This is a genomic window from Bradyrhizobium sp. CCGUVB4N (genome assembly GCF_024199945.1).
GTDB lineage: Bacteria > Pseudomonadota > Alphaproteobacteria > Rhizobiales > Xanthobacteraceae > Bradyrhizobium.
In genome coordinates this window covers 2274770-2298993 of record NZ_JANADP010000001.1, presented here as the reverse complement: position 1 = coordinate 2298993, position 24224 = coordinate 2274770, and the positions used below count along the sequence as shown (strand labels likewise).

Below are 24224 nucleotides of genomic sequence, written 5' to 3'. Positions count from 1 at the left end.
CCAACAACGGGAAACCACGGCGTCACAAGGCGCCGCTTGGTACATTGGCGCGTTGGTTCCGAAAGGACGGCCGCCACGTGACGAAGCTCGACAGACGCGAATTTCTCCTCGGCAGCGCCGCAACGCTCGCGGCGGGTGCATCGGCGTCCGCACTTCCGGTGTCGAAACTTGCGCAACGCCGTCCGGGTTTTGGCGCCGCCGCTACGCTCTGGGACCTGCAGGCCGATCCGCGGCTCGGCGAGGCCATCAGCACCTATTGCACGCAGGTGGTGCCGGTGCTCGAACTGAAATGGCCGATGCTGCGGCCGGACGCGCACACCTTCGCCTTCGAGCGCGCCGACGCCATCTATGATTTCGCGCAGAAGAACGACCTGACCATGCGCGGCCATACGCTCGCCTGGTATCACGACATTCCCGACTGGACCAAGCAGATCAAGGATTCGAAGGGCGTCGAGCGCGCCTATGTCGATCACATCAACACCGTCGTGTCCTATTACAAGGACAAGCTGACCTCGTGGGACGTCGTCAACGAGCCGATCCCCGACAATCCCAAAGGCATCACCGACCGGCGCGACACGTTCTGGACGCAGCATCTCGGCGATCGCTGGATTCCGCTCGCTTTCCGTACCGCGGCCGCGGCTGATCCCTATGTCAAGCTCGCGATCAACGAATACGACATCGAGTCGGCGAAGGATTCGTTCATCGCCAAGCGCGCAGCCTATCGCAACCTCATCATGAGTCTGCTCGACCAGGGCGTTCCCCTGCACGCCGTCGGCCTGCAATCGCATCTGCATGCCGAGCTCGAGATCGACACCCACGGGCTCGCCGAGTTCGTGACCGAGCTCCGCGCGTGGGGCCTCGAGGTCTACATCACCGAGCTCGACGTCAACGACGAGAAGCTGACGGGTAGTCCTTCGGAGCGCGATGCCATCGTTGCCAAGCGCGTTAACGATCTCCTGACGGCGATCTCGGCCAGCGGGCCGGCGCGCTCGATCCTGACCTGGGGCATTTCCGACCGCTACAGCTGGATCAACGGCCTGGTCAAGCGCCCCGACAAGCAGCCGAACCGCCCGCTGCCACTCGATGGCGAGTTCAAGCCGAAGCCCTTCATGGACGTCATCAGCAAGTTCACGAAGGACGTGTGAGAAGGACGAGCGAGAGGACGTGTCAGTCCTGGCGCGGGAACGCATCTAGCCATCCGACGGCAGCCCCTGCGCGATGCCGCGAAAGCGCAGCGGCGCGAGCGACGACGCCCGCTGCCACCAGTCGGCGACGCGATCGTCGAGCGCCGTCACGCCGCGGCCATGGCCGGGAAAGATCCGGATCTGCTGCACCGCTTCGGCCTCGAATCCCTTGCCCTTGCGCGTGATCTTGAGCGCGGCACCTTCGCGGTCCCGCTGCGTCAGCGGCACCAGCAGACGGCCGCGGGCCCGGAGCGATTGAAGCCAGAGCGGATGCGGATGCGAGAAGCCGGCATGGACGATGATGACGTCAGCCGGCTCGCTGATGTCCCGGCAGCCGTCGCCGTTGATGACCTCGACATTCCCATAGGCGCGAAGATAGGCCGCGGCGCGCGCCGCGAGCCGCTCATCGCACTCGATGGCCTGCACCCTGCCCTTCGGGCCCACGATCTCCGACAGGATCGCAGAGAAATAGCCGAGCCCGCAACCGATCTGGACCACGCGGTCCTTCTGTCCAACGTCGAGCAGATCGATGAAGTGCGCCCACAGGCTCGGCAGTCCGGTGTCGAGCTTGCGGCGCGCATCGATCGCGACCAGCACATTGTCGTAGAGATGAACGGGGTCGGCGTCAGGCGTCAGCCGGTAGTTGCGCGCCGCCTCGCTCTTGATACGCCAGGGCCCCTTTGCCAGAAACTCTTCACGCGGAATCGTCGCCAGCGCCGAGAGCAGGCGCGGCGAGGATATCCGCTCGCGCTTCGCAATCAGTTCGACATAGCGCGCACGGGCGGCGAGCAGATCGCTCATTTCACCGGATCGGCCTGCGGACGAGCCGGCGTGTCACCACCGAGCTCGTGCACGAGCTGCATGGCCAGCTTCAGGTCCGGTGTCAAAAACCCCTCGTTGAACCTGCCGACGATCGGCACCAGCAAAAGGCTTGCATGTTCGCGCTTGCCGGCCTCGTGCGACAGCCGCGCGAGGCTCACGGCGGTTCTGAGCTCCCAGGACAGCGCGCCCTGCTTGCGCGCCGTCTCGAGCGACAGGCCAAACAGATCCTCCGCCTCCTGCACCGAGGCCGGATTGCCGTCCGACAAGGTGATCTCGCCCTGCAGGCGATAGACCTCGGCAAGGTAGGAGTGGTCGCCGGTCCGCCGTGCGGTCGCGAGCGCACCGTCCAGCGCGCGCAAGGCGGCGTCGCGCATGCCGACCTTGGCATAGGCCTCCGCGAGCAGGCAGCGGAACCAGCAGCCCGCAAGCCAGGAATCCATCGCCTCGTATTCGTCGAGGCCGAACCGCATCTGGCTGATGCCCTCGTCGGCCTCGCCGAGTTGCGCCAGCGCCCAGCCGCGCAGGATCGCGGCCTGCTGCTTCCAGTGCAGGAAATTGTGCTCGGTGGCGATGATCATGGCGCGGTTGGCGTGATCGCGCGTGCCCTCGATGTCGCGCAGATGCTGGCAGAGATAAGCGCCGAACACCAAGGCGAAGGCGAGCGAGAACGGATGGCGGATCTTCTCCGCAAGCAGGATCGCCTGCTCGCTGTGCTGGCGCGCCGCATCGGGCTGGCCGAGGAACCAGAGGAGATAGCCGAGATAGGACAGCGAGACCACGCCGGGGTCGGTGCCGTGACGCTCCATCAGGTCGGAGTGCAGATCGGGGCTGTAGAGATCGATGCAGCGGTGCAGATGATGCTGCGCGGCGGCGAAGCGCCCGCGATAGAGCATGGTCATCGCGATCGAGCGGTGCGCCTCGATCAGATAGCCCGTCTGCTGCGCCGCGTCCTCGTTCACCCGCTCGCGCTTGGCGAATTTCAGCAGCTCGACGCTGAGATCGTGCGCACGGGTGAGATCGGCGCGGATGAAATGGCAGACCCAGAGCCCGCGGGTCGCGGCAAAGGTCTTTTCGTCATCGTCCAGCTGCTGGCCGAGTTCGAGGGCGCGGATGTAGTTCTCCTCGACCTCCTGCACGGCATAGCCCTTGGCGGCGATCAGCGCGTTGCCGAGCGCGATCCGCAGCTCGAGCTCCATCTCGTCGGCGCCCTGCATGCGCGCATTGGCCTGCACGACGCTCAAGCCGCGGCGCAGATGGCCGATCGCCTCGAGATTGGCGCCGCTCTTCGCTGCCTGCTTGCCGGCCTTGAGCCAGAAGCTCGCCGCGCCCTCGCTCTGGCCGGACTCGGTCAGATGATGGGCGAGCAGCTCCGGCTCGCGCTCGGTCTTCTCCGGATACATCTCGGCGAGCACCTGCACGATGCTCGCATGCAGCTTGCGCCGCTCGCTGTGCAACAGGCTGGCATGCGCCGCGTTCTGGATCATCACGTGCTTGAAGGAGTAGAGCGCATCCGGCGGATGGCCGCGCCGCGTGATCAGGCCGGCCTCCTCGAGATGCGTCAGCGCTGCCTCGATCTGCTCCGCCGGCGTGTTGGCGACCGCATGCAGCGTCTCGTAGGAGAACTCGCGGCCGATCGTGGCGCCGATCTGCGCGATCCGCTTGAACGGTCCCATCCGGTCGAGCCGCGCCATCAGCGAGTCCGTCAAGGTCGCCGGAATCGCCAGCTGCCGCCACGGGCCCGACAGCACGTAGCGGCCATGCCGCTCGGTCAGGAGGTTGGATTCGAGAACCGTCTTGGTCAGCTCCTCCAGGAACAGCGGCACGCCGTCGGTCTTGACGATGATCTCCTCGACGACCTCCTTGGGCAATTCGCGCCCGGCGACGCGCTCGACCAGCGTGGTGCGCAGCGGCCGGCTGAGCCGGTTCAGCACCAGCGTGGTGATGTGCGAATGCGCGTTCCAGCTCGGCTGGAATTCGGAGCGCGCGGTGATGATGGCCAGGATCGGCTGGTTCTGCACCCGGTCGACCAGGAGGTCGACCACCTCGCGCGAGGTCGGATCGATCCAGTGTAGATCCTCGAAGGCCATCACCATTGGCATCTCGCGCGCGAGGCCGAGGAAGTGGTTGACCAGCGCTGCGACGGTGGCGTCCTTCTGCTGTTGCGGCGACAGGTCGAGCGGCGGATAGCGCTCGCCGGTCGGGATCGACAGCAGCGCGGCAAACAGCGGCGTGACCTGCTCGATATCGCCGTGGGCGGCGGCGATCGCATTCTCCAGGCTCGCCAGCGACAGCGCGGACACATCCTCGCGATCGAGGCCGAGAGAAAACTTGAGCTGTTCGACGAAGGGATAAAAAGCAGTGGACGTGTAGTAGGGCGAGCACTGGAACGAGACCTGTCCGTGCCGGTCGCCTGCGATCCGCTCAAAGATCTCCTGGATGATGCGCGACTTGCCGATGCCGGGCTCACCGAACTTGACGACGACCTGGCCGTCGCCCTCCTTGACCTGCTGCCAGCGTCCCATCAGCAGCGCGATTTCCTCCTCGCGGTTGACGAGCGGGGTCAGCCGCGTGCCCATGGCGGCCGCAAAGCGGGTCTCCACCCGCGTGGCGCGCACGACGTGCCAGGCCTGGGTCTTGTCCGAGATGCCCTTCAGTGCGTGGGCGCCGAGATTGCGGTAATCGAACTTCCCCTTCAGCAACGACTGCGTCGAGGAGGAGATGACCACGCCGTTGGGCGGCGCCAGCGCCTGCAGACGTGCAGCCAGATTGACGGTCTCGCCGACCGCGGAATCGCGCTCTTCGGTGCCCTGACCGACGAGATCGCCGACCACGACGAGGCCGGTCGCGATGCCGATGCGGACGGCGGGCGCGTGGCTGAGCGCGCCGCGCGGCTCGATCGCGCGCGCCGTCGAGAGCACCCGCACGATCTCGAGCCCGGCACGCACCGAGCGCTCGGCGTCGTCCTCATGCGCCGTCGGGTAGCCGAAATAGACCAGGATGCCGTCGCCGACGAAGCGGGCGGCAAAGCCTTCGTAATGCTTGACCACGCGCACGCAGGTCTCGCGAAAGCTCGCGATCATGTCGCGCACGTCTTCCGGATCGAACTGGGCGGAGAGCGCCGTGGAATCCACCATGTCGCAGAACATGGTGGTGAGCTGACGGCGTTCGGCGCCGACCTCGGCGCGGGTCTGCGGGTGCGCCGGCGCGGCCGGCACCTCCGCCGCCTCTGCCTGGAACAGCGACGCGGTCGCCCGCTGCAGCCGCTTGCGATCGCCGAGCGGCAATCCGAGCTCGGCAAGATCAGCCTCGGTCAGGTCGCCCATGACGTCGAGATCGAGGCGGTGCTGCGCGAACAGATCGGTGTAGTGGCCGAGACCGATCCCTTCGAGCCAACGCTTCAATCCGACTTCCGTCTCCGGCTCTTTCTCCAGCATGGTGATCCCGCCCCGACACTCTCCCCGCCGAAGGGCTTAAGGTCCCTCAACCACAGATTTTGGGGCCAAAACTTCACCTCAGACTGGACGCGTTCCCTAACTCTTGGGAAGAATAGCCCAATCAGATCAAAAGGGAATGGCATTGTCGGCGATTGCATCCGGGGCGGGAGGGGGATTGGCCAGCGCGGGCGCCGAAACCGATACGTTTGCCCATATCGGCGGCCTACTCGCCTTCTACGCGCGAACGATACCGGCAGCCCCCGCCCTGCTCGCCCCTGGCCGGCCGCCTCTGACCTACGGAGCGCTCGGCGCCGGGAATGCGCATCTGGTCCAAGCGCTGCGCGGGCTCGGCATTGCACCTGGCGACCGGATTGCTGTTGCACTGCCGCGCGGCGCCGATAGCGCCCTCGCTCTGATCGCGGTCGCATCAAGCTGTGCCTGCGTCCCCGTCAACCCGGACCTTACGGCGGATGAACTGCAGCGCTATTTCAGCGAGCTGAAGCTGACGGCACTGGTCACCCGGGCCGATATGAACTCACCAAGTCGTGACGTCGCCCGGGCGCTCGATATCGCGGTGATCGACTTCGTTCCGGGACCTGAGGCGGATCTCGGCGGCTGCGCTTTCATTGGCCCGACGATCGGTCCGGCGAGCGCAAGCGGCCTCGCGCGTGCCGAGGATGATGCCTTTATCCTGCTGACATCGGGTACGGCGGCGCGGCCGAAAATGGTGCCGCTGACGCATCGCAATGTGTGTCTCTCCGCGCAAAATGCCGGCCGTGTGCTGTCGCTCACGTCGCAGGATCGCCTGCTCAATGCCCTGCCGCTGTTTCACGCCCATGGCCTGATCTCCGGCCTCCTGACCGCGCTCGCGGCCGGCTCCAGCGTGATCGCGACCGGCGGCTTCGACGCACCGTCCTTCTTCGGCTGGATGCGGGACCTGCAACCGACCTGGTACACGGCAGTGCCGACGATTCATCGCGCGCTGCTGACGGCCGCGGAAGCCAATCCGGAGCGCGCCCGCGCGTCGTCGCTGCGCGTGATCCGCTCGGCCTCGTCCTCGCTTGCGCCCGCGATCCTCAACGGGCTGGAGACGATGTTCGGCGTGCCCGTGCTGGAAACCTACGGCATGACCGAAGCGGCCTCGCAGATTGCCGCCAATCCGTTCGAGCTGCGCAAGACCGGATCGGTCGGCCGCGCCGCGGGTCCCGAGATCGCGATCATGGACGAGACAGGCCGCGCGCTTGCAAGCGGCGAGCGTGGCGAGATCATGCTGCGCGGAGCCAACATGAGCCGCGGCTATTATAATGACGATGCCGCGACGCAGGCCGCGTTTCGCGACGGCTGGTTCCGGACCGGCGATCTCGGCTATCTCGATGCCGACGGCTATCTCTTCATCGTCGGCCGCATCAAGGACGTCATCAACCGCGGTGGCCAGAAGGTCTCGCCGCTGGAGGTGGAAGAGGTGCTGCTGGCCCATCCGGCGGTGCTGGAAGCCGGCGTCTTCGCCGTTCCCCACCCCAAGCTCGGCGAGAACGTCGCCGCGGTCGTGGTGCTGCGGGACAATTCCGAGGCAACCTCCGACCAGCTGCGCCAGTTCGCGCGCAAACGCCTCGCCGCCTACAAGGTGCCAAGCCTGATCCGCAGCGTGACGGCGCTGCCGAAGGGGGCCAGCGGCAAGGTCAAGCGCAATGCGCTGGCCGAGCTGATTTCGCCGTCTCATGATGACGACGAGACGCAGCTGCCGCGCAACGATCTGGAGACCCGGCTCGCGGAGATCTGGGCCAATCTCCTGGAGCTTCCGAAAGTAGGCGTCGATCAAGACGTCTTTGCGCTCGGCGCGGACTCGCTCGCGGTCACGCAGATGCGCTCGCGCCTGCGCGAGCGTTTCAACGTCGACTTTTCGTTCGAGGACATTTTTGATTGCGCCACGGTCGGCGCACTTGCCGCGCGGCTCGAGACCACGGCGCATCGCGACACGATGCTGCCGGCATGGCGCCCGGAGGCGTCCGAAGGCGACGCGCCGCTGTCGTTCCAGCAGCAGCGGATGTACGTGCTCTCGCGGCTCGATCCGACGCGCTACAATTATAACGTGGTCGAAGTCGCCCTGCTCAAGGGGCAGGTCGATATCGCGGCGCTTCAGGCCGGCCTCGCTGCGATCTGCACGCGCCACGAGGCGCTGCGGTCGGTCTTCGTCGAACGCGAGGGCGAGCCCGCGCAGCGCGCGCTCGAGGCGGCGCCGCAGTTCGAACGGATCAAGCTGAGACCCTGCCCTCCGCACCGACGGCTTGCGGTCGTCAGGCGCGAGGCGCTCAAGCTGGCGCAATATCCGTTCGATCTCGCCTTCGAGCCGCCGCTGAAGGTCACTCTCCTCTCGTTCGACAAGTCCAGCCATGCGCTGGTGGTCAATATCCATCACCTCGTCACCGATGGCTGGTCACAGCGGCTGTTCTGGGAGGCGCTCGCCGCCGGATATTCCGCCGCGCGCAAGGAGAACACGACGACGCTGCTGCCCTCGCCCGGCTTCCAATATCGCGATTTTGCGCGCTGGCAGCAGAGCTGGGCACAAACACCGGCGGCGAAGGAGCAGCTCGACTACTGGCGGTCGAAGCTCGACGGCGTCACCATGCTGCCGCTTCGGACCGACCGGCCGCGGCCGGACGTCTGGAGCGGTCACGGCGCCCGGCACTATTTCGAATTCCCAAAGACCCTTTCGGCTGACATTCGCGCGTTGAGCCAGGACCAGGGCGTGACGCCGTTCATGACGCTGCTCGCGGTGTTCCAGTGCCTGCTGTTCCGCCATACCGGGCACGAGGATGTCGCGACGGGCTCTCTGATCGCGAACCGCAACCAGATCGAAAGCGAACGGCTGATCGGGTTGTTTGCCAACACGCTGATCCTGCGCAACGATTTCGGCGGCGACCCGACGTTCGGGGAGATGCTGCGGCGGGTGCGCCAGGTCACGCTCGATGCCTATCGCAACCAGGACCTTCCGATCGAGGAGGTCCTGCGCGCGTTGCAGATCGCGCGAAGGAGCGACGGCAATCCGCTGTTCCGGATCATGTTCATCCTGCAGAACGCATCGATCGAGGCGGCAAGCTTTGCCGGCCTGTCGACGCGCCGGATGGAGGTCGACCCGAAGGTCGCGCGCTTCGACATCACGCTCGAGCTGGTCGAGGCCGAGGGTCGCTTCACCGGCTTCTTCGAATATGCCACCGATCTGTTCGACGCGCTGACGATCGAGGGCATGGCCGATCAGTTCAAGACCCTGCTCAAGGCCGCCATCGCCAATCCCGAGCAGCGCATCTCGCGCCTGCCGCTGCTCACCGACGCCGACCGCCGGCTGCTGCCGACAAAAGGCCGGCCGGCCAATTTTACCACGCGCGGCAATGTCTGCGAACGCTTTGAGCGGCAGGCGAAGAAGACGCCGAATGCCGTGGCGATATCCGATGGACGCCTGTCGCTGAGCTATCGCGAACTGGCGCGCCGCAGCCAGGCGATCGCACGCTGGCTGGCCCGCGAGGGCGTCGGCGCAGAAACAGTCGTCGCGCTGCTGGCCGATCGCGGGCCCGACCTGCTCGCGGCGATGATCGCGGTGCAACGCGTGGGCGCGGCCTTCCTGAACCTCGATCCCGAGCAGCCACCGGCGAGGCTCGCAACGATCCTCGGATCAAGCTGCGCAAGCGTGCTGCTGACGGGGCGCGCGCAGTTCGCCATGGTCGACGCGCTGCTCGAGCCGCTGGTCGCGCGAATCCAGGTCGCCGAGATCGAGGATGCGAGCGCGCTAAAATCGACCAGGCCGGCACGCGCGGTGCGGCGCGCAGCCGCGAGCCTTGCCTACCTCATCTACACGTCCGGCTCATCAGGCGCACCGAAGGGCGTCATGATCGAGCAGCGCGGGCTGTCCAACCATCTGGCGTCGCTGATCGCCGAGCTCGGCCTCACGCGCAAGGACGTGATCGCGCAGACTGCGCCGCAGAGCTTTGTGATCTCGGTCTGGCAGTTCCTCGCCGCTCCCATGGTCGGCGCACGCGTCCACGTCTGCGGCAATTCGGTCGTACAGGATCCGATCCTGCTGGCGCGGGAGATCGAACGCGAGGGCATCACCGTGCTCGAGATCGTTCCCTCGCTGCTCCGCGTGATCCTCGAACGCCTCGACGAGGCGCCGATGGCGCGCGCATTTGCCAAGCTGCGGCTCCTGATCTCGACCGGCGAGCCGCTGCCGGTCGAACTCTGCCGCGCCTGGTTCGCCCGCTGCCCGAAGGTACCGCTGATCAACGCCTACGGCGCCTCGGAATGTTCCGACGACGTCTCGCTGCACCGGCTGACCAAGGCGCCGGACACGACGACCAATGTCCCGGTCGGCGCACCGCTACCCAACACCCAGCTCCATGTGCTCGACGCCAATCTGGAGCCGCAGCCGATCGGCGTGGTCGGCGAGCTCTGCATCGGCGGCGCCGGCGTCGGCCGCGGCTATGTCAACGATCCCGCGCAAAGTCGGCAGCGCTTCATCCCCGATCCGTTCGCACGTCAGCAAGGCGCGCGGCTGTACCGCACCGGCGACCTCGCCCGCCGCCGCGCCGACGGGACGGTCGAATGCCTCGGTCGCGCCGACCTTCAGGTCAAGGTCCGGGGCTATCGCATCGAGCTCAAGGAGATCGAGGCTGCGCTTGGCGACCACGCAAGCGTGCGCGCCGGCATCGTCGAGCCACGCCGCGACGCCAATGGCGATATCAGGCTGATCGCCCATATCGTCGCCAGGGCCGGCCGCCAGATCAGCGCCAGCGAGCTGCGCGACTTCCTCAAGAGCCGGCTGCCTGTTCATGCGATCCCGTCAGCCTTCCTGTTCCTGGATCAGGTACCGCTCAACGCCCACGGCAAGCTCGATCGCTCCGCCCTGCTGGCGCCGGCGCAACAGGAGAGCGCCGGGACGGAAGCCACCGTGCCGGCCCGCCGCTTCACCGAGAAGGTCCTGTCCGACATCTGGATCGATCTGCTGAAGGTCGAGAGCATCAGTGTTGCCGACAATTTCTTCGACCTCGGCGGCCATTCCCTGCTCGCCGGCCAGGCGATGGCGCGCGTGGCCCGCGCGCTCGGGGTCTCGCTGCCGATCAAGACCATCTTCGAGGCGCCGACGATCGAAGAGCTCGCCCGGCGGATCGATGAGGCCGTCGCCACGAAACCGCAAAAGCCCGCGGCCGGCATGCCACGCCTGGCCGATCGCGGACCGCCCACGCTGTCGATCGCGCAGGACCAGATGATGCGGATCGAGCAGAGCCTGCCCGATCTGCCGCTGTTCAACCTGCCCTTCGCTTTCCACCTCGAGGGCCCGATCGATCCGCGCATGCTGGCGCAGGCCATCGACGACATCGTGCGCCGCCACGAATCGCTGCGCACGGCGTTCGGCTGGACCGGCGAGGAGCCGGTCAGCCGCATCGTCGCGCCGGCCACGCTCGGTCCGGTCCTGACCGTCGAGACCATCGGCGACGGGCGTCCTCACAACAACAAGCGCCGCAAGGCGCTTGAGCAGAAGAAGATCGAGCTTCTGATCGCACAGGAAACCTATGCCCCGGTCGACGCCGCCCGGGCGCCGCTGCTACGGGCGCGGCTGCTGCGGCTGCACGCCGAGGATCACATCCTGCTGCTGACGCTGCATCACGCCATCGCCGATGGCTGGTCGATCGGCGTACTGTTCGAGGAACTGTCCAACCGCTACGCCGCGCTCGCAGGCCATCCGTCGCCGCCCCTGCCGAAGATGCCGCTGGCGTTCTCCGACGTCGCACGCTGGCAGCGCTGGTGGTGCGGCACGGAAGCGGCCCGCCGCCAGGCCGCCGACTGGACCGAGACTTTGCGCGGATCGGCCCCCCTGTTTGACGGCGAAGCGCGGCCGGGCGCGTCGACCGGCCATCATCCGCTCAGTCTGGAGCGCGAGCTGGTCGCCCGGCTCACGGCCTATGCGCGACAGCACAACGCCACGCTGTTCATGTGCCTGCTGACCGGCCTCAAGGCCCTGCTGCTGGCGCGAATCGGACGGACGGACATTGCGGTCGCCACCGCCATGGCCAATCGCGCCCAGCCGGACACCGAGGGGATCGTGGGTCCGTTCGAAAACACGGTGATCGTCCGCAGCCGAATCACGCCGGATCTGTCGTTCACGCAGGCCTTGGGCCGGGTGCGCCAAGGCGTGCTCGAGGCGCATGCCCGGCAGGAGCTGCCGTTCAACATTCTGGCCGACCACCTGGAGCAGGAGGGCGTCGATCCGGCATCGCTGCTCCAGGTCTATTTCACTCTGCAAAATCCGCTGCGCCAGCCGCTCGACCTTCCCAATGTCGCGGTGCGATCGATCGGAAACGTCGCGCGCGAGGGCCAGCCGGTGCTGCCGGTCGACCAGACCTGGCTATCGCTGATGCTCAAGGAGCGCCCGACCGGAATCACGGGTTCCTGCAATTATAAAGACGACTTGCTCGACGGCGCGATGGTCGGCGCGTGGATGGAGGATCTCGTCGCGCTGCTGGCGGCGGCCGTGGTCCAGCCCAATACGCCGCTCGACCGATTGCTCCATCGCCGGGCGGCATGACCGGCTGTTGGCCCATGCCGAACGCGGGTTCACTCGCCAAAGCTGTGAATGATCAAGTTGCATCTTGATTCTTTGGCGCTTGCCGCGCAAGATTATTCTCGCGTTTTGATTTGGACGATTATTTTCAACCGGGGGAGTGCCATTATGGGTTTCATCAAATTTACCAAGGGTACCTCACTGAGCGACAAGGACCGCAAGGCCCTGCAAAAGCTTCTGACCGCTGAGAGGAAGAAGCTCCAGTCCGCGCTGAAGGACGTCGATGCCAGCCTTGCGACGCTGGGCGGGGCGAAGAAGTCCAAGAAGAAAAAGTAAGACTCGTCGGCCGGGACGCCGCACGAATCTTCAAATTCATTTCCAATTTTTGGCCGCTCGCCTGTCGAGTTGGGGTCTCGCACAAGCTTGCGCCTGTAAACCGGCCAGCAATCGACAAGAATTTGCCTGGGTGGACCGCTAGAAGCGGTCTGCGCAGTTGCTTCCTGCTCGGTTGATTCTTCGGTCAGGGCCGGATTTGGCCTCCGCCTGACACTATGGGCCCAATTGATGGCAGACGACGAAATCGAACTGTTTGTCGGACTGATCGAGAGCATCGACACGCCGGGCGCGGTTGCAGCGTGCCGGCGGCTGCTCTCGGTCGACGAACGGATCCGCGCCGACCGCTTCATGTTCGAGCGGCATCAGCGGCAATACATCTTCGCACACGCGATGTTGCGCATGGCGCTCTCGCACGCGGCCCCCGAGGTCGAACCGACCGACTGGTCGTTTTCGACCGGCCGTTACGGGCGGCCCTTTGTCGCGGCGCCTGCGACTTCGACGGCCCTGCATTTCAGCCTGTCCCATGCCGACGGCTGCGTGGCTTGCGTCGTGTCGAAGCACGAGACCGTCGGCGTCGACGTCGAGACGGTGTCGCGGCGCGTCGCGCCGCTCTCCACCGCGCTTCGCTTCTTTGCGCCGGAAGAGGTCGAGACGCTGCGCACCCTGCCGGAGCCGGCCGCGATCGAGCGCTTCTTCGACTATTGGACGCTGAAGGAAGCTTATCTGAAAGCCAGGGGTTTTGGGCTCAATTTGCCGCTCGACGCGTTCGCGATGCAGGTGTCGCGGGAGGCGATCGAGATCAGCTTCAAGCCCGATATCTCCGACGATCCCGCAGGCTGGCGCTTCTCGCTGTGCTCGCCCTCGCCCTCGCATCGCCTGGCGATTGCCGACGGATCGCGCGCGGCCGGCGGCCTTCGCATCACCCGCAACGCATGGCCGCTCCAGGAAGCGGCGGAATAATGCCGGCGCGGCTGCGCGTCTTTCCCGCGATTTCGCGCAACCGCGATCCCCAGAAATATGTCGGCGAGCTGATGCGGGTGGCCGAGTTCGCCGACCGCAACGGCTTCGAAGGCATCCTGCTGTTCGAGGGCAATGACGTCTTCGTCGAGCCCTGGGCGATGGCCCAGCACATCCTGGCCGCGACCACGCGATCTTCGCCGCTGATCGCGGTCAATCCGGTCTACATGCACCCGTTCACGGTGGCAAAATTCGTGTCGTCCTTTGCGCAGCTCTACGGCCGCAAGATCTATCTCAACATGATCACGGGCACCGCGATCAGCGATTTGCAGGGGTTGGGCGACGAGCAGTCGCATGCCGACCGCTACGTCCGGCTCGGCGAGTTCGTCGCGCTGATGCGCCAGTTGCTCGTGAGCCCACGCCCGGTCAATGTCGATGGCCGATTCTATCGTGCCAGCAATTTGCAATTGCGCCCGCGCCTGCCGGCCGAGCTGATGCCGGAATTCTTGATCGCGGGGCAATCGGATGCGGCACAGCGCGTTGCCGCGGAGACCGGCTGCATCAAGATGCAGATGCTGCCGCCCGACCTCGATCACGGTCTCAACGCCCCCGGCATGAATTTCGGCATCTTCGCGCGCGACAGCAGAGAGGAAGCGCGGCAGGCGGCGAAGGCCCGCTTCCGCGACAACCCTGATGACCGCGAGCTGCTGGCGCTCACGGTGGAGAACTCCGATTCCGTCTGGAAGCGGCGCTTGTATGAGGGCCAGAGCGGCGAGCTCCAGGACAACGGCTATTGGCTGCTGCCCTACCTCACCTTCCAGGCCGACTGCCCCTATCTCGTCGGCAGCTATGCCGAGATCGGCGTGAAGCTGAAGGAATTTGCCGCAAAGGGCCTGACCACGATCATGCTCGACATGGTCGCGGACGAGACCGAGATGCAGCACGTCTGCAAGGCGCTCAGCGCAAGTGGATTGTTCTAGCTCGGCACGCCGAGCGGACTCAGACGCGCCAGCGGCTCGCGGCCTTCCGGCCGCCGCAGAAGCTGCATGACATGACGCTTCAGCCGAACGAACTCGGGTTCGGTGACGAGATCCTGGCTGCGTGGCCGCGCAAACGGCAGCGCGATGTCCTCGATCACGCGGCCTGGTCTTGCGCTCATCACGACGATGCGGTCGGCAAGGAATAGCGCCTCGTCGATGTCGTGGGTGACGAACACCGTGGTCGTCGGGATCTTGCCCCAGATTTCGAGCAGGACCTCCTGCATCATGCCGCGCGTCTGCGCGTCGAGCGCGCTGAAGGGCTCGTCCATCAGCAGCACCCGCGGCTGGTTGATAAGAACCCGCGCGATCTCGACGCGCTGCTGCATGCCCCCCGACAGCTGCGCCGGATAAAACGCCTCGAAGCCGGATAGGCCGACAAGATCCAGGATCGCATCCGCCGCGCGGTCGCGCTCGGCGCGGGCGATGCCGCGCATCTTCGGGCCGAAGGCCACGTTGTCCCGCACCCGTTTCCACGGAAACAATGTGTGCTGCTGAAACACCATGCCGCGGTCCGGGCTCGGTCCCACGACCTTCTGTCCGTCGACTGTGAGCCGGCCCGCCGTGATCGGCAGATGTCCGGCCAGCGCACCCAGCAGCGTGGACTTGCCGCAGCCGGACGGACCGAGAATGCAGACGAGTTCACCCGGCGAGATCGAGACATCGAGCCCGCTCACCGCCTCGAACGCATCGATCCCCTCACCGAGCGAGATCGAGACATCGGCGAACTCGATACGGCCGACGCTTTGCGTGCCGATATCCGCGACCCGAATGTTCATCGCGCCACCTTCGGACTGCGCCAGGGCATCGCGAGCCGTCCGGCCGTCGTCAACAGCCAGCTGGAGCCCATCCCGAGCAAGCCGATGATCAGCATGCCCACGATGATGTCGGCATAATTCTGGAGCGTGTAGGCCTCCCAGGTGTAATAGCCGATGCCGAACTGGCCCGAGATCATCTCGGCGGTGACAAGACAGAACCACGAGGTACCCATCCCGATCGCAAGCCCGGTGACGATACTGGGCGCCGCGTCCGGCAGCACCACCTCCTTCAGGATCGCCAACTCTCCCGCGCCCAGGCTGCGCGCGGAGGCGACCAGCCGACGGTCGACATTCGCAACACCGTGGACAGTGTTGAGCACGATCGGAAACAGGGCGCCGATAAAGGTGATGTAGATCATCGAGAGTTCGGAGGACGGAAAGATCAGGATCGACAGCGGTATCCACGCCACCGCCGGAATCGGCCGCAGCAATTCCAGCGGCGGCAGCAGCAGGTCACTCGCGGCGCGCGACCGGCCGATCGCAAAGCCAAGGATCACGCCAATCAGCACCGCCGCCCCGTAGCCCGCGAACACACGCCAGAGGCTGCTGGTGATGTGCGCCGCCAGCTTCGGCGAACGAAACAGCGCGACAGCGGATTCGACCACCTCGACCGGCGGCGGCACGTTGCGGAAGGTGACGATCCCCAGATTGAGATGCGTGACCGATGCGACCTGCCACAGCGCGATGCAGGCGAGGATGGAAAGGCCGCGGACCACCCATCGGATGCCCGCAGACCGCGTCCGCGAAGCGATCGCCATGGTCTTACCGGCTCGCACCGAAGGATTCGCGCGCAGCGGCGAAATCGAGCACCGTCCCGCCATGCTGCTTCGACCAGCGGTCGGCCCCGTCCTTGAGCAGGAACGCACTCAGCTCACCGCTTTGGGATCGTACGAACCACGCCTGGTTTGCGAACAGCTTGATGCCGCTTTCGCGATCCTGCGCATAGACGACGCGGATGGCCTTGCCGTCCTTCTCGAGTTCGGCGAGTGCCTTCAGCGCGTTCTCGGGCGAGGCGTAGTGACGCACGTGCGGCTCGTCCTTGACCCAGATCTGTGCGACGCGGCTGAAGTCGCTGATCTCGGTGCCCGTCGCCGCGTCCTTGGCGCGAAGCGGAAGCTGCGCATAATCTTTCAGCCCGGCGTCGTAATCGCGGCCGGCCTGCGCGGCCGCAACGCGAATGTACTTGTCGGTAACGAACTGGTTGATATCGAGATCGCTGTCCGCGCGCTTGAGCAGCTTCAGCGTCTTGATCGAGGTCGCAACGGCCTGGCGGTATTCCGGCTTCCAGGTGATGTCGCGGGTCTGAAGCCCGAGCGGTCCGTGAAAGAGATAGTCGACCTCCGCCTCGATTCCGGTCACCTTCGCGATCAACTCGCTGTATTTCTCCGGCTCCTCCGCGATCAGGCGATCCGCCTCGATTGCCGCGCGCAAATAGGCGACGACGATCTCCGGATATTTCTCGGCATAATCGGCGTCGACCAGTGAACCGTGGAACGTCGGGGCGTTGGCCTGCGCGCCGTCAAAGATCTTGCGCGCGAAGCCACGCCAGGGAAACAGCTCGGCGAACGGAACGAAGTCGGCATGCGCCTCGATCTTGTTGGCCTGCAAGGCCGGGCCGGCAACTTCCGGCGCCTGCGTGATGATGTTGACGTCGGTCTCGGGATTCCAGCCGTTGGCCTCGATGGCGCGGAGCAGCATGCCGTGCGAGGTCGAGGCAAAGGGAACGGAGATAGTCTTGCCCTTGAGCTCGTCGAGCGACTGCACCGGCGAGCTCGACGGCACCACGATGCCGTTGCCGCTGCCCTTGGTGCTGCCGGACAGCACGCTGATGAAGAGGCTGCGACGCCCCGCCTTCTGGAATGCGACGCCATTCAGCGAACCCGGAAAATCCGCCATCGCGCCGAAGTCGAGCTTGCCGGCGACCATCTCGTTGGTGAGCGGCGCGCCGCTGGTAAAGTTCTTCCACTGGATGTCGTAGGTCACATCCTTGTACTTGCCGTCATGTGGCAGGAATTTTTCCAGCAGCTTGAGCTCGCGGATGAGCAGGCCGCCAGTCGCGCAATTGATGGTCGTATCCTGCGTCCCGACCGCAACCCGGATCGTCTCCGCCTGCGACGGCCCGAACATCGCGGCGGTCATGACCATGACGGCCGCACTGTGTCTCAAAGAGCTGAAATCGATCATCGAACTGTCCTCGGCAGGCCGGTCGCGTACCGGCAGCAACGCTGGCCGGCACTATCGAAGGCGCAACACAACCCTTGAAGCAATTACTTGCATCGCCACCGAGGGGCGCGCCCGCGTCATGATTCCGTCGCGCGACGACGCAAAGAATTTTCTCAGGACGATGCGATCGGCAGGGAAATCGTTTCGCCTCCGCTCGGCGCACATATCAAGCTTTGCTAAGTGATCTGGAACGATCGCAAAGAGATGGACATCGTACCATTGCCGCTCTTACCTAGTCGCAAGACTTCGTCGAGCTCAGGATTGCGATGACCATTCTCAAGGAAGCTGCCGCAACCGCGCCTGCCGCTTTCGCCGAGCGGCCACATGCAGGTGCGCGGTTCGACTGGCCTGGCCGCGAGAAGCCGCGGCGGTCCCGCACCACGCGCACGAAGAGCACGAGCTCGGCGCTATTCATGAGCGAGACGATCGACGGCTTGAATGCCGGCGCGCATTTCCTTGATCGCCTGTCGGCGTCGGAACAGGCGCGCGTGCACGCAGCCGGCCGCACGATCACGGTGCCACAGGGCGAGATGGTGTTCAGCCAGGGTGACGGCCATGACGGCATCTTCATCATCCGCCGCGGCCAGGTGCGGGTCTACTATACGGCACCGTCGGGTCGTGAGATCACGCTCGCTTATTGGACGCCGGGGCATTTCATCGGCGGTCCGGAGATCTCCGGCGGCGGCGTCCACATGTGGTCCGGCATCGCCATCGACGCCTGCGAGATCACAACGCTCTCCGGCCCGGCGCTCGAGAAGCTCCTGACCGGCATGCCGCAATTCGCGCTGGCGCTGATCGACGGGCTCATCGCCAAGGGCAAATGCTATTCCTCAATGGCGCAAATCCTCGGCACGCGATCGGTGATCGAACGGCTGGCGCAGTTCCTGCTCACCTTGTCGGAGCTGCACGGCATTGCCGACGCCGACACCGTCGTCATCAACCGTAAGATCACCCACGACCAGATTGCGGCCATGGTCGGCTCGACCCGGCAATGGGTTACGATGATGCTCAAGCGCTTCCAGAACCGCCGCATCATCGCCATCGAGGGCAGCACCATCCGGATCATGCGGATGGATTTGCTGGAGCAGATCCTGTTCAAGGACTAGGTGCGTCTTCTCCCTCTCCCCGTTCTTACGGGGAGAGGTGAAGAACGCGCTTCACCGCGCCTCTTCGAATCCCGCCAGCACCGAGGTCAGGTTGGCTCCGAGGATATCCGAGAGATAGCCGCCTTCCTGCACGAACACGGTCGGCAGGCCCAGCTTCGCGATGGCCTGGCCGATGCGGCGGAAACCGGGCGTGGTGACGGCGAGGCCCTTCAGCGGATCGTGCTCGGAGGCATCGAGGCCGAGCGCGATGACGAGGGCGCCGGGCGCAAAGGATTCGATCGCCTTGCGCGCGAGATCCATCACCTCGATGTAGCCGTCGTCGCCTGTGCCGATCGCCAACGGAATGTTGAGATTGGTGCCGAGACCGGGACCCTCGCCGCGCTCATGCGCATAGCCCCACACGAAGGGATAGTACGCGGTCGGATCAGCGTGGATCGAGATCGTGTAGACGTCCGGCCGGGCGTAGAAGATGCCTTGCGTGCCGTTGCCGTGATGCACGTCCACGTCGAGGATGACGACGCGCTCATGCTTGAGCCGCAGATGTGCCGCGGCAATCGCGCTGTTGTTGAGGAAGCAGAAGCCGCCGGCCATGTCGCGATAGGCGTGATGGCCGGGCGGACGGCACAGCGCGTAGGTCGCATCCTCGCCGTCCATCACCATTTGCGCGGCGGTGACCGCGACGTCCGTCGCGGCGCAGGCCGCGGCCCAGGTGCCCGGGCCGATCGGCGCGGCGGTATCGGCGGTGTGCCAGCCCAGCTTGCCGACGATGTGGGTCGGATAGGTCGCGGCATGGCGCACGGGGTGGATGTTGCCGATCATCTCCGGGCCGGAATCGCCGAGCGCCGTCCAGGCATCCCAGGCCTCACTCAGGAACGACAGATATTCCGGGCTGTGAATGCGGGCGCGCGGACCCTGGCCGAATGTCGTCGGCTCGACCAGTTGATGCTTGCCGTCCTTCAGGCCCTTGAGCAGGCGGTCAGCGCGCTCGGGCTGCTCGGTGGTGCGCTTGACGACGCCGCGGACCAGGAAGAATTGCGGATCGTGGCTGCGGTGCAGTTCGGTATGGACGGCTTTCACTCAACACTCCGTGGTCGCGTCTTCGATAGTGCCACAGATGTCTTGATGCCTGCGGCGGTTGGATGCAAGCAAGAAGAATGCCGACCTCTCTGCGCCGGAAGCAGACCGCCCGTGAAGCGCTCAGCAGCGTCCGCGCTGAAGGCAGTGCTCGCGACCCTCGTGGTCGGTGCGGAAGGATTCGATAAAGCCGCCCTGGCGTTGGGTGACGAAGATTGTCTTGCCGTCGCTGCCGCCGAAGGCGAGGTTGGTGGGCTCTTTGCCCTTCAGCGCGATCTCGCGCTCGACCGCGCCATTGGGCTTCATCAGCGCGATCGTCCCCTTGAGAATGCGCGCGATGTAGAGGCGGCCGGCGACATCGGTGCGCAGGCCGTCGATGGTGTCGGGCTGGAATGCCTTGACGGGCTTTGCGTCGGTGAGCTCATTGCCGCGGATCGCGTAGGACCAGATCTGGCCATTGTTGGATTCGCCGACATAGAGCGTGCTGCCGTCGGGGCTGAGATCGATGCCGTTGGTGGTGCCCATCGCGCGCGGAGCCGACATGACCTGTCCCTGCACGGTGCCATCGGCGGCTTTCGCAATGCGCCAGACGTGGCCTTCCCGGCCCTTCCAGTTCGGATCGCTGGCATAGATCGTGCCGTCGCGGGCGATGGTGATGTCGTTGGGCTGGTTCATCTCGTCGGAGTGAAACCAGACGACGGGCTCGGAGCTACCCTTGGAGATCGCAAAGATGTTGTGCTTCTTGTAGTCGGCGATGAACATCGTGCCGTTGCGATCGAAGCGGATGGCGTTGCCGACGCTGCCCTCGGGAAGCGTCGTGAAGGCCTCCGAAACCGTACCACCTGCGGGCAATCGGCCGATGGTGCCGGGCTTGCCGAAATTGACGACGAAGAGGTTGCCATCGAGATCGGCGGCAGGCCCTTCGATGCCGAACGTGTATTCGCTGGCCGGCGTCACCTGCACGCTTTCGAACAGCTTCGTCTCGGCTGCGACGAGCGGCGTGGCGACGACGAGCAGGATGCTACTGCACAGGCACCAGAAATTCCTGCCGGATGTAATAGCCATCGTCGTCGCTGCATTCGCCATTCAAGTACGGATCGGCCGGCCGGAAGAATCGGCTGAAGCCCGGTTTGTCTACAGCGTTCCTTTGTGTCACGACAACGACCTTGGCGGCCGGTATTTCGCCGCATTCCTTGTTCGCCTTGCTGAAAAATTTGCGCTGCGGCAGGCCTAACTTGACGAGCATCCGCGTTCCCGGAACCATTTTCGCGACGAGCAAATCTGCGGTGTTGAGCAAGCCCGTGTAACCCGGCTCGGTCTTCGGCAGGTTCTCGCCGCCCGGCGGCATCAGCTTCTCCGCGCCGATGCCGCGCAGCCGCGTCCGCAGCTTGCCGGACTGCGGATCGCCCGGATAGATCCAGCCATCCTGCGACAGCATGAAACGGAGCACGGTCGTATCCTTGTCGGCATCCGACTGCCCCGCCTTCAGACCGAAATCGGAGTGGCAGCCGACGCAATGCTTTTCGACGAGGTTCTTGCGCAGCGTGGTGAGCCGGATCTTGTTTTGTGCATCCTTGGCGACGAGCGCTGCGAGCTGGTCGATCAGAGCCTGGCTGCGCGTGTCGCAGGGCAGCGGCGGCGGTGGATCGCCCGCGGCGCGGTCGATGCGGATGATCGTCTGATTCTTGTCCTCGACCAGCCAGATCGCACCATCCTCCGCGACCGTCATGCCGACCGGCGCGCCTTGCGGGCGCGCACCATTGACGCGATGCCAGCCGGCGATCAACTCCTCGAACGGCGCCGCAGCGACATCTCCCGCGTCGGTCTGAAAGTTATGGGTCGGATCGGCGGCACAGCTGACATGGTAGCGCACCGGTGCCGGCGCGGGTTTTGGAAAACCATGGTCGTCGACGTCGTAGATCAGCACGCGGCTGCCGGTCGGGCGATAGCCGTGCAGGCCGACCAGCAGCTTGCCTTCCAGCTCCGGAAATTTGGCGCCGTGATAATACAGCATCGCGAGCGGCGCGCCGTGTGGGGGCATGAGCGAGAATGGCTGCTTGTAAAGCGCGTTTGCCGTGCAAAGGGATTTATAGACGCCGGATTGCAGCACGAGCCTGAACTCGGGACTCGGCGTCGAGAGATCAAAACAATAGGGCCAGCCATAATGCCTGCCCTGCTCGATCGCGTTGATCTCCTCGTTCGGCTTGAAGATATCGGGCAGATCGCGGCCGTTCTCGCCTTGCAGGAACGCGTAACCGGCATCGGGAAAGTTCGGGTGCAGCGCCAGCGCCATCGAGTTGCGCAGGCCCCGCGCGTAGATCGTGTGCGGCGGGTCGGTATCGCCAGGTTTCAACGCCGGGAACACACCACCCGACGGCGGCGTGAACAGCCAGATCGCGGCCATGGCGGAAGCACCTTCTGCTGCCGCGCAAGGCCTCGTGATCGGCGCCGGCGTGATGCAATCGTCGCTATGGGCGCCGACATTGACGAACAGCCGGCCATTGCGATCGAACACGAACTGCTTGAGCGGATGCGCGGACTCGTCGAGCTTCGTCCCATCCGGCAGCGTGATGCGGCGGCCCGGCATGTGACGGATGACGGTCTCGACCGTGCTGCGCGGGTTATCCGCGAGCGGATCGAAGCGGAAGATGGTCTCGGCGGTCGAAGCGTAGAGCTTCTTGTCCGGACCGATCACCAGGCCGAACGGATATTCGACCCCGGTCAGGAGCTCCTTGAACCGCTGGCCGCTGGCGGCGTGGGGATCGAGCAGGAGCAGCCGGCCATCGGCATGGCCCCAGCCGCCCATGTCGGCGACCACGAACAGGTCACGACCTGGCAGCTGGATGATCGACCGCGGAAATTTCAGATGATCCTCTTCGCTGGCGACGAGGCCGGCGCAAAAGCCGGCCTTCATGTCGATCTGGACCCTGGGAAAGGCGAGATCGCCGCTGCCGCAGGTCTCCGGTCCCACCGCGTAGCCGCTTTTCCTCACGGAATCGGACGCAGCCAGCGAGGCAAAGCCGAGCAGGACCGCCGCGAAGGCGAAGACACCCACGCACAAGCTTCGGCGTCCAACCTGAAATGTGAGATGATTCACAGCCGCCTCCCGGATTTCGGTCGAAGGTTGTTCCATGCCCACCAGGCGCCGTCCAGTTGAACATCACCCGCCTGTGATCAAACCCGCAGGGCTCTTCGTGCCGACCAATCTCCGTAGATTCCCTTACCGGGCTCGCCCCGAATATTTCGCGAACACGTCGGGTGGTATCCATTTGCCGTCCCGTCCGCTCCCCACAGGAGGCGCATATGGTCCAGGTCTATTTTCACTGCTCGAACACCGACGGCACGCTGATCGATCGCAATGGTGCCGCGGTCTCCAGCCTGACCGAAGCGCGCGACCGCGCCGCCCAGATCATGCATTCAATGATTCAGACGCCCGGTGCTGAAGACTGGCGCGACTGGGTGATCCATGTCAGCGGCTCCGACGGCGAGGATCTTTTCGATCTCCCCTTCACCGCCATGCTCGGCAAGCCGCATTGAGGTGATGTCATGCTGTTCGCTTCCTTGACCCTGTTCCGCCAGCCCTTCGCCTTCGTCGCCACCAAATGGCAGAAGCTGGTGCGCATCGCCGGCAACCCCTATCGCCCCGAGCTGCACTACATGCGCGGACCCGGACCGAAATGGCACGCCAAGTATCAGGCCAGCCGGTTACACCGCGGGCTCTGAGCGTCGCTTCCCACTCATCTCTTCGCCGTCATGGCCGGGCTTGTCCCGGCCATCCACGTTTTAGGACGGACGGCAAGACGTGGATGCCCGGGTCAAGCCCGGGCATGACGAGCTTGGAGAGGCCGCGTCGCCTCACCTCCCCGTAAACTTCGCCTTGCGCTTCTCGACGAAGGCCTTGCGGCCTTCGACGGCGTCAGCGCTTGTGCGGATCGCGGCTTGAAGCTCGATCTCGCGGCGGAACTGCGCCTCGTAGCTGCTGTGCTCGCTCTCCTCGACCAGGGCGCGGGTCGCGACCAGCGCGCGGGTCGGGCCATCGGCGAGACGGCGCACCAGCGTCAACGCCTCCTCCATCAGCTTCGCGTCGTCGACGACCTGCCGTACAAGACCGATCTCCTGGGCACGCTCGGCCGTGAGGGGCTCGTTTAGGAGCATCAGCTCGAGCGCGCGCTGGCGGCCGATCAGCCTTGGCAGCAGCCAGGTCGAGCCGAGATCGGGCACCAGCGCGATACGGCTGAAGACTTGAATAAAACTGGCTGAGCGCGCCGCAACAATCATGTCGCCGGCCATCGCCAGACTGAAGCCGCCGCCGGCCGCGACACCGTTGACGGCAACGACGACGGGCACGCGGCATTCGCGCAGCGCCTTGAAGGCAGGCCAGTAGAAGCGCATCACGCCGGCTGCGAGGTCGTCGCCCAGCGCTCCGGCTGCCTTCAAATTCTGTCCTGAGCAAAAGCCACGCCCAGCGCCGGTGAGGACCAGCGCACGGACCTCCTCATCCCCACTCATCTCGGCGACGGCGGCGGCAAGCGCGCCGAGCAGGTCCGGCGTCATCGCGTTCAGGCTTGCCGGCTCGTCAAGCGTCAAGATCCCGACGGCGCCATCCCGCGCCTGTTTCACACCTGCCATGTCGCATCTCCCTTTCGATGTTCTCGTTGCCGGCAATGTGCCATTCTTCGCGCG

The 24224-nt window shown here is 65.3% G+C and carries 18 protein-coding genes; 9 read left to right on the top strand and 9 right to left on the bottom strand.

Annotated elements, in window-relative coordinates; all coding sequences use genetic code 11:
• Positions 1-77: 77 nt before the first annotated feature.
• The gene (locus tag NLM31_RS10325; protein ID WP_254192161.1) at positions 78-1145 is read left to right on the top strand and encodes an endo-1,4-beta-xylanase; all 1068 of its coding nucleotides are present in this window, start codon (positions 78-80) and stop codon (positions 1143-1145) included.
• Between the two features lie 45 nt (positions 1146-1190).
• On the opposite strand, the gene NLM31_RS10320 is transcribed toward NLM31_RS10325, so the two are convergent.
• Positions 1191-1985 (bottom strand): protein-L-isoaspartate O-methyltransferase, encoded by a 795-nt coding sequence (locus NLM31_RS10320; protein WP_254192160.1) that lies wholly within the window; start codon positions 1983-1985, stop codon positions 1191-1193.
• Positions 1982-5440, bottom strand: coding sequence for an AAA family ATPase (locus NLM31_RS10315; RefSeq protein ID WP_254129053.1), 3459 nt, complete (start codon positions 5438-5440; stop codon positions 1982-1984). Before NLM31_RS10315 ends, NLM31_RS10320 begins: the two co-directional genes overlap by 4 nt.
• A 136-nt stretch (positions 5441-5576) precedes the next feature.
• Here NLM31_RS10315 and NLM31_RS10310 point away from each other — a divergent pair, with 136 nt between their 5' ends.
• The 4 genes from NLM31_RS10310 to NLM31_RS10295 all read left to right on the top strand — a co-directional run bounded on the left by NLM31_RS10310 (position 5577) and on the right by NLM31_RS10295 (position 14263).
• Positions 5577-12014, top strand: coding sequence for a non-ribosomal peptide synthetase (locus tag NLM31_RS10310; protein ID WP_254192159.1), 6438 nt, complete (start codon positions 5577-5579; stop codon positions 12012-12014).
• Positions 12015-12062: 48 nt separating this feature from the next.
• The gene (locus tag NLM31_RS10305) at positions 12063-12326 is read left to right on the top strand and encodes a hypothetical protein (protein ID WP_254129051.1); all 264 of its coding nucleotides are present in this window, start codon (positions 12063-12065) and stop codon (positions 12324-12326) included.
• Positions 12327-12554: 228 nt separating this feature from the next.
• The gene (locus NLM31_RS10300; protein WP_254192158.1) at positions 12555-13286 is read left to right on the top strand and encodes a 4'-phosphopantetheinyl transferase superfamily protein; all 732 of its coding nucleotides are present in this window, start codon (positions 12555-12557) and stop codon (positions 13284-13286) included.
• Complete coding sequence (locus NLM31_RS10295; protein ID WP_254196168.1) at positions 13283-14263, top strand: LLM class flavin-dependent oxidoreductase; 981 nt, start codon at positions 13283-13285, stop codon at positions 14261-14263. The genes NLM31_RS10300 and NLM31_RS10295 overlap by 4 nt, the downstream gene beginning before the upstream one ends.
• Here NLM31_RS10295 and NLM31_RS10290 read toward each other — a convergent pair.
• Genes NLM31_RS10290 through NLM31_RS10280 form a run of 3 tightly spaced genes read right to left on the bottom strand, consistent with a single transcriptional unit; the run spans position 14260 to position 17283 of the window.
• The gene (locus NLM31_RS10290) at positions 14260-15099 is read right to left on the bottom strand and encodes an ABC transporter ATP-binding protein (protein WP_254192157.1); all 840 of its coding nucleotides are present in this window, start codon (positions 15097-15099) and stop codon (positions 14260-14262) included. The genes NLM31_RS10295 and NLM31_RS10290 overlap by 4 nt on opposite strands.
• Positions 15096-15896 carry an ABC transporter permease gene (locus NLM31_RS10285; protein ID WP_254192156.1) on the bottom strand — a complete coding sequence of 267 codons (801 nt, stop codon included), beginning with the start codon at positions 15894-15896 and terminating at the stop codon, positions 15096-15098. Before NLM31_RS10285 ends, NLM31_RS10290 begins: the two co-directional genes overlap by 4 nt.
• Before the next feature lie 4 nt (positions 15897-15900).
• Positions 15901-17283: an ABC transporter substrate-binding protein gene (locus tag NLM31_RS10280; RefSeq protein WP_254192155.1), complete on the bottom strand. Its 1383-nt coding sequence runs from the start codon at positions 17281-17283 to the stop codon at positions 15901-15903.
• On the opposite strand from NLM31_RS10280, the gene NLM31_RS10275 reads away from it, so the two are divergent.
• Complete coding sequence (locus NLM31_RS10275; RefSeq protein WP_254192154.1) at positions 17276-17545, top strand: hypothetical protein; 270 nt, start codon at positions 17276-17278, stop codon at positions 17543-17545. The two genes, NLM31_RS10280 and NLM31_RS10275, sit on opposite strands and share 8 nt — an antisense overlap.
• A gap of 82 nt (positions 17546-17627) precedes the next feature.
• Positions 17628-18467, top strand: a complete 840-nt coding sequence (locus NLM31_RS10270; protein ID WP_375167482.1) for a Crp/Fnr family transcriptional regulator — start codon at positions 17628-17630, stop codon at positions 18465-18467.
• A gap of 51 nt (positions 18468-18518) precedes the next feature.
• Here the strand turns inward: NLM31_RS10270 and NLM31_RS10265 are convergent, their stop codons facing one another.
• From NLM31_RS10265 to NLM31_RS10255, 3 genes are all read right to left on the bottom strand, one after another.
• Positions 18519-19544 carry a histone deacetylase family protein gene (locus tag NLM31_RS10265; RefSeq protein WP_254192153.1) on the bottom strand — a complete coding sequence of 342 codons (1026 nt, stop codon included), beginning with the start codon at positions 19542-19544 and terminating at the stop codon, positions 18519-18521.
• Positions 19545-19664: 120 nt separating this feature from the next.
• Positions 19665-20606: an SMP-30/gluconolactonase/LRE family protein gene (locus NLM31_RS10260; protein WP_254192152.1), complete on the bottom strand. Its 942-nt coding sequence runs from the start codon at positions 20604-20606 to the stop codon at positions 19665-19667.
• Positions 20563-22638, bottom strand: coding sequence for a PQQ-dependent sugar dehydrogenase (locus NLM31_RS10255; protein ID WP_254192151.1), 2076 nt, complete (start codon positions 22636-22638; stop codon positions 20563-20565). Before NLM31_RS10255 ends, NLM31_RS10260 begins: the two co-directional genes overlap by 44 nt.
• 206 nt (positions 22639-22844) lie before the next feature.
• Here NLM31_RS10255 and NLM31_RS10250 point away from each other — a divergent pair, with 206 nt between their 5' ends.
• Positions 22845-23078 carry a DUF6894 family protein gene (locus tag NLM31_RS10250; protein WP_254129043.1) on the top strand — a complete coding sequence of 78 codons (234 nt, stop codon included), beginning with the start codon at positions 22845-22847 and terminating at the stop codon, positions 23076-23078.
• Between the two features lie 9 nt (positions 23079-23087).
• Positions 23088-23264 carry a hypothetical protein gene (locus NLM31_RS10245; protein WP_254129042.1) on the top strand — a complete coding sequence of 59 codons (177 nt, stop codon included), beginning with the start codon at positions 23088-23090 and terminating at the stop codon, positions 23262-23264.
• 132 nt (positions 23265-23396) lie between these two features.
• Here NLM31_RS10245 and NLM31_RS10240 read toward each other — a convergent pair whose 3' ends face one another.
• Positions 23397-24170 (bottom strand): enoyl-CoA hydratase-related protein, encoded by a 774-nt coding sequence (locus NLM31_RS10240; RefSeq protein ID WP_254192150.1) that lies wholly within the window; start codon positions 24168-24170, stop codon positions 23397-23399.
• Positions 24171-24224: the final 54 nt, after the last annotated feature.

Excerpts from the sequence above, each read along its gene's own strand:
- NLM31_RS10260 (WP_254192152.1), bottom strand. The coding sequence starts at position 20,606 with ATGGCTATTACATCCGGCAGGAATTTCTGGTGCCTGTGCAGTAGCATC.
- NLM31_RS10245 (WP_254129042.1), top strand. The coding sequence starts at position 23,088 with ATGCTGTTCGCTTCCTTGACCCTGTTCCGCCAGCCCTTCGCCTTCGTC.
- NLM31_RS10270 (WP_375167482.1), top strand. The coding sequence starts at position 17,628 with ATGACCATTCTCAAGGAAGCTGCCGCAACCGCGCCTGCCGCTTTCGCC.
- NLM31_RS10320 (WP_254192160.1), bottom strand. The coding sequence starts at position 1,985 with ATGAGCGATCTGCTCGCCGCCCGTGCGCGCTATGTCGAACTGATTGCG.
- NLM31_RS10300 (WP_254192158.1), top strand. The coding sequence starts at position 12,555 with ATGGCAGACGACGAAATCGAACTGTTTGTCGGACTGATCGAGAGCATC.
- NLM31_RS10280 (WP_254192155.1), bottom strand. The coding sequence starts at position 17,283 with ATGGTCATGACCGCCGCGATGTTCGGGCCGTCGCAGGCGGAGACGATC.
- NLM31_RS10310 (WP_254192159.1), top strand. The coding sequence starts at position 5,577 with ATGGCATTGTCGGCGATTGCATCCGGGGCGGGAGGGGGATTGGCCAGC.
- NLM31_RS10315 (WP_254129053.1), bottom strand. The coding sequence starts at position 5,440 with ATGCTGGAGAAAGAGCCGGAGACGGAAGTCGGATTGAAGCGTTGGCTC.
- NLM31_RS10250 (WP_254129043.1), top strand. The coding sequence starts at position 22,845 with ATGGTCCAGGTCTATTTTCACTGCTCGAACACCGACGGCACGCTGATC.
- NLM31_RS10290 (WP_254192157.1), bottom strand. The coding sequence starts at position 15,099 with ATGAACATTCGGGTCGCGGATATCGGCACGCAAAGCGTCGGCCGTATC.
- NLM31_RS10305 (WP_254129051.1), top strand. The coding sequence starts at position 12,063 with ATGATCAAGTTGCATCTTGATTCTTTGGCGCTTGCCGCGCAAGATTAT.
- NLM31_RS10285 (WP_254192156.1), bottom strand. The coding sequence starts at position 15,896 with ATGGCGATCGCTTCGCGGACGCGGTCTGCGGGCATCCGATGGGTGGTC.
- NLM31_RS10275 (WP_254192154.1), top strand. The coding sequence starts at position 17,276 with ATGACCATGACGGCCGCACTGTGTCTCAAAGAGCTGAAATCGATCATC.
- NLM31_RS10240 (WP_254192150.1), bottom strand. The coding sequence starts at position 24,170 with ATGGCAGGTGTGAAACAGGCGCGGGATGGCGCCGTCGGGATCTTGACG.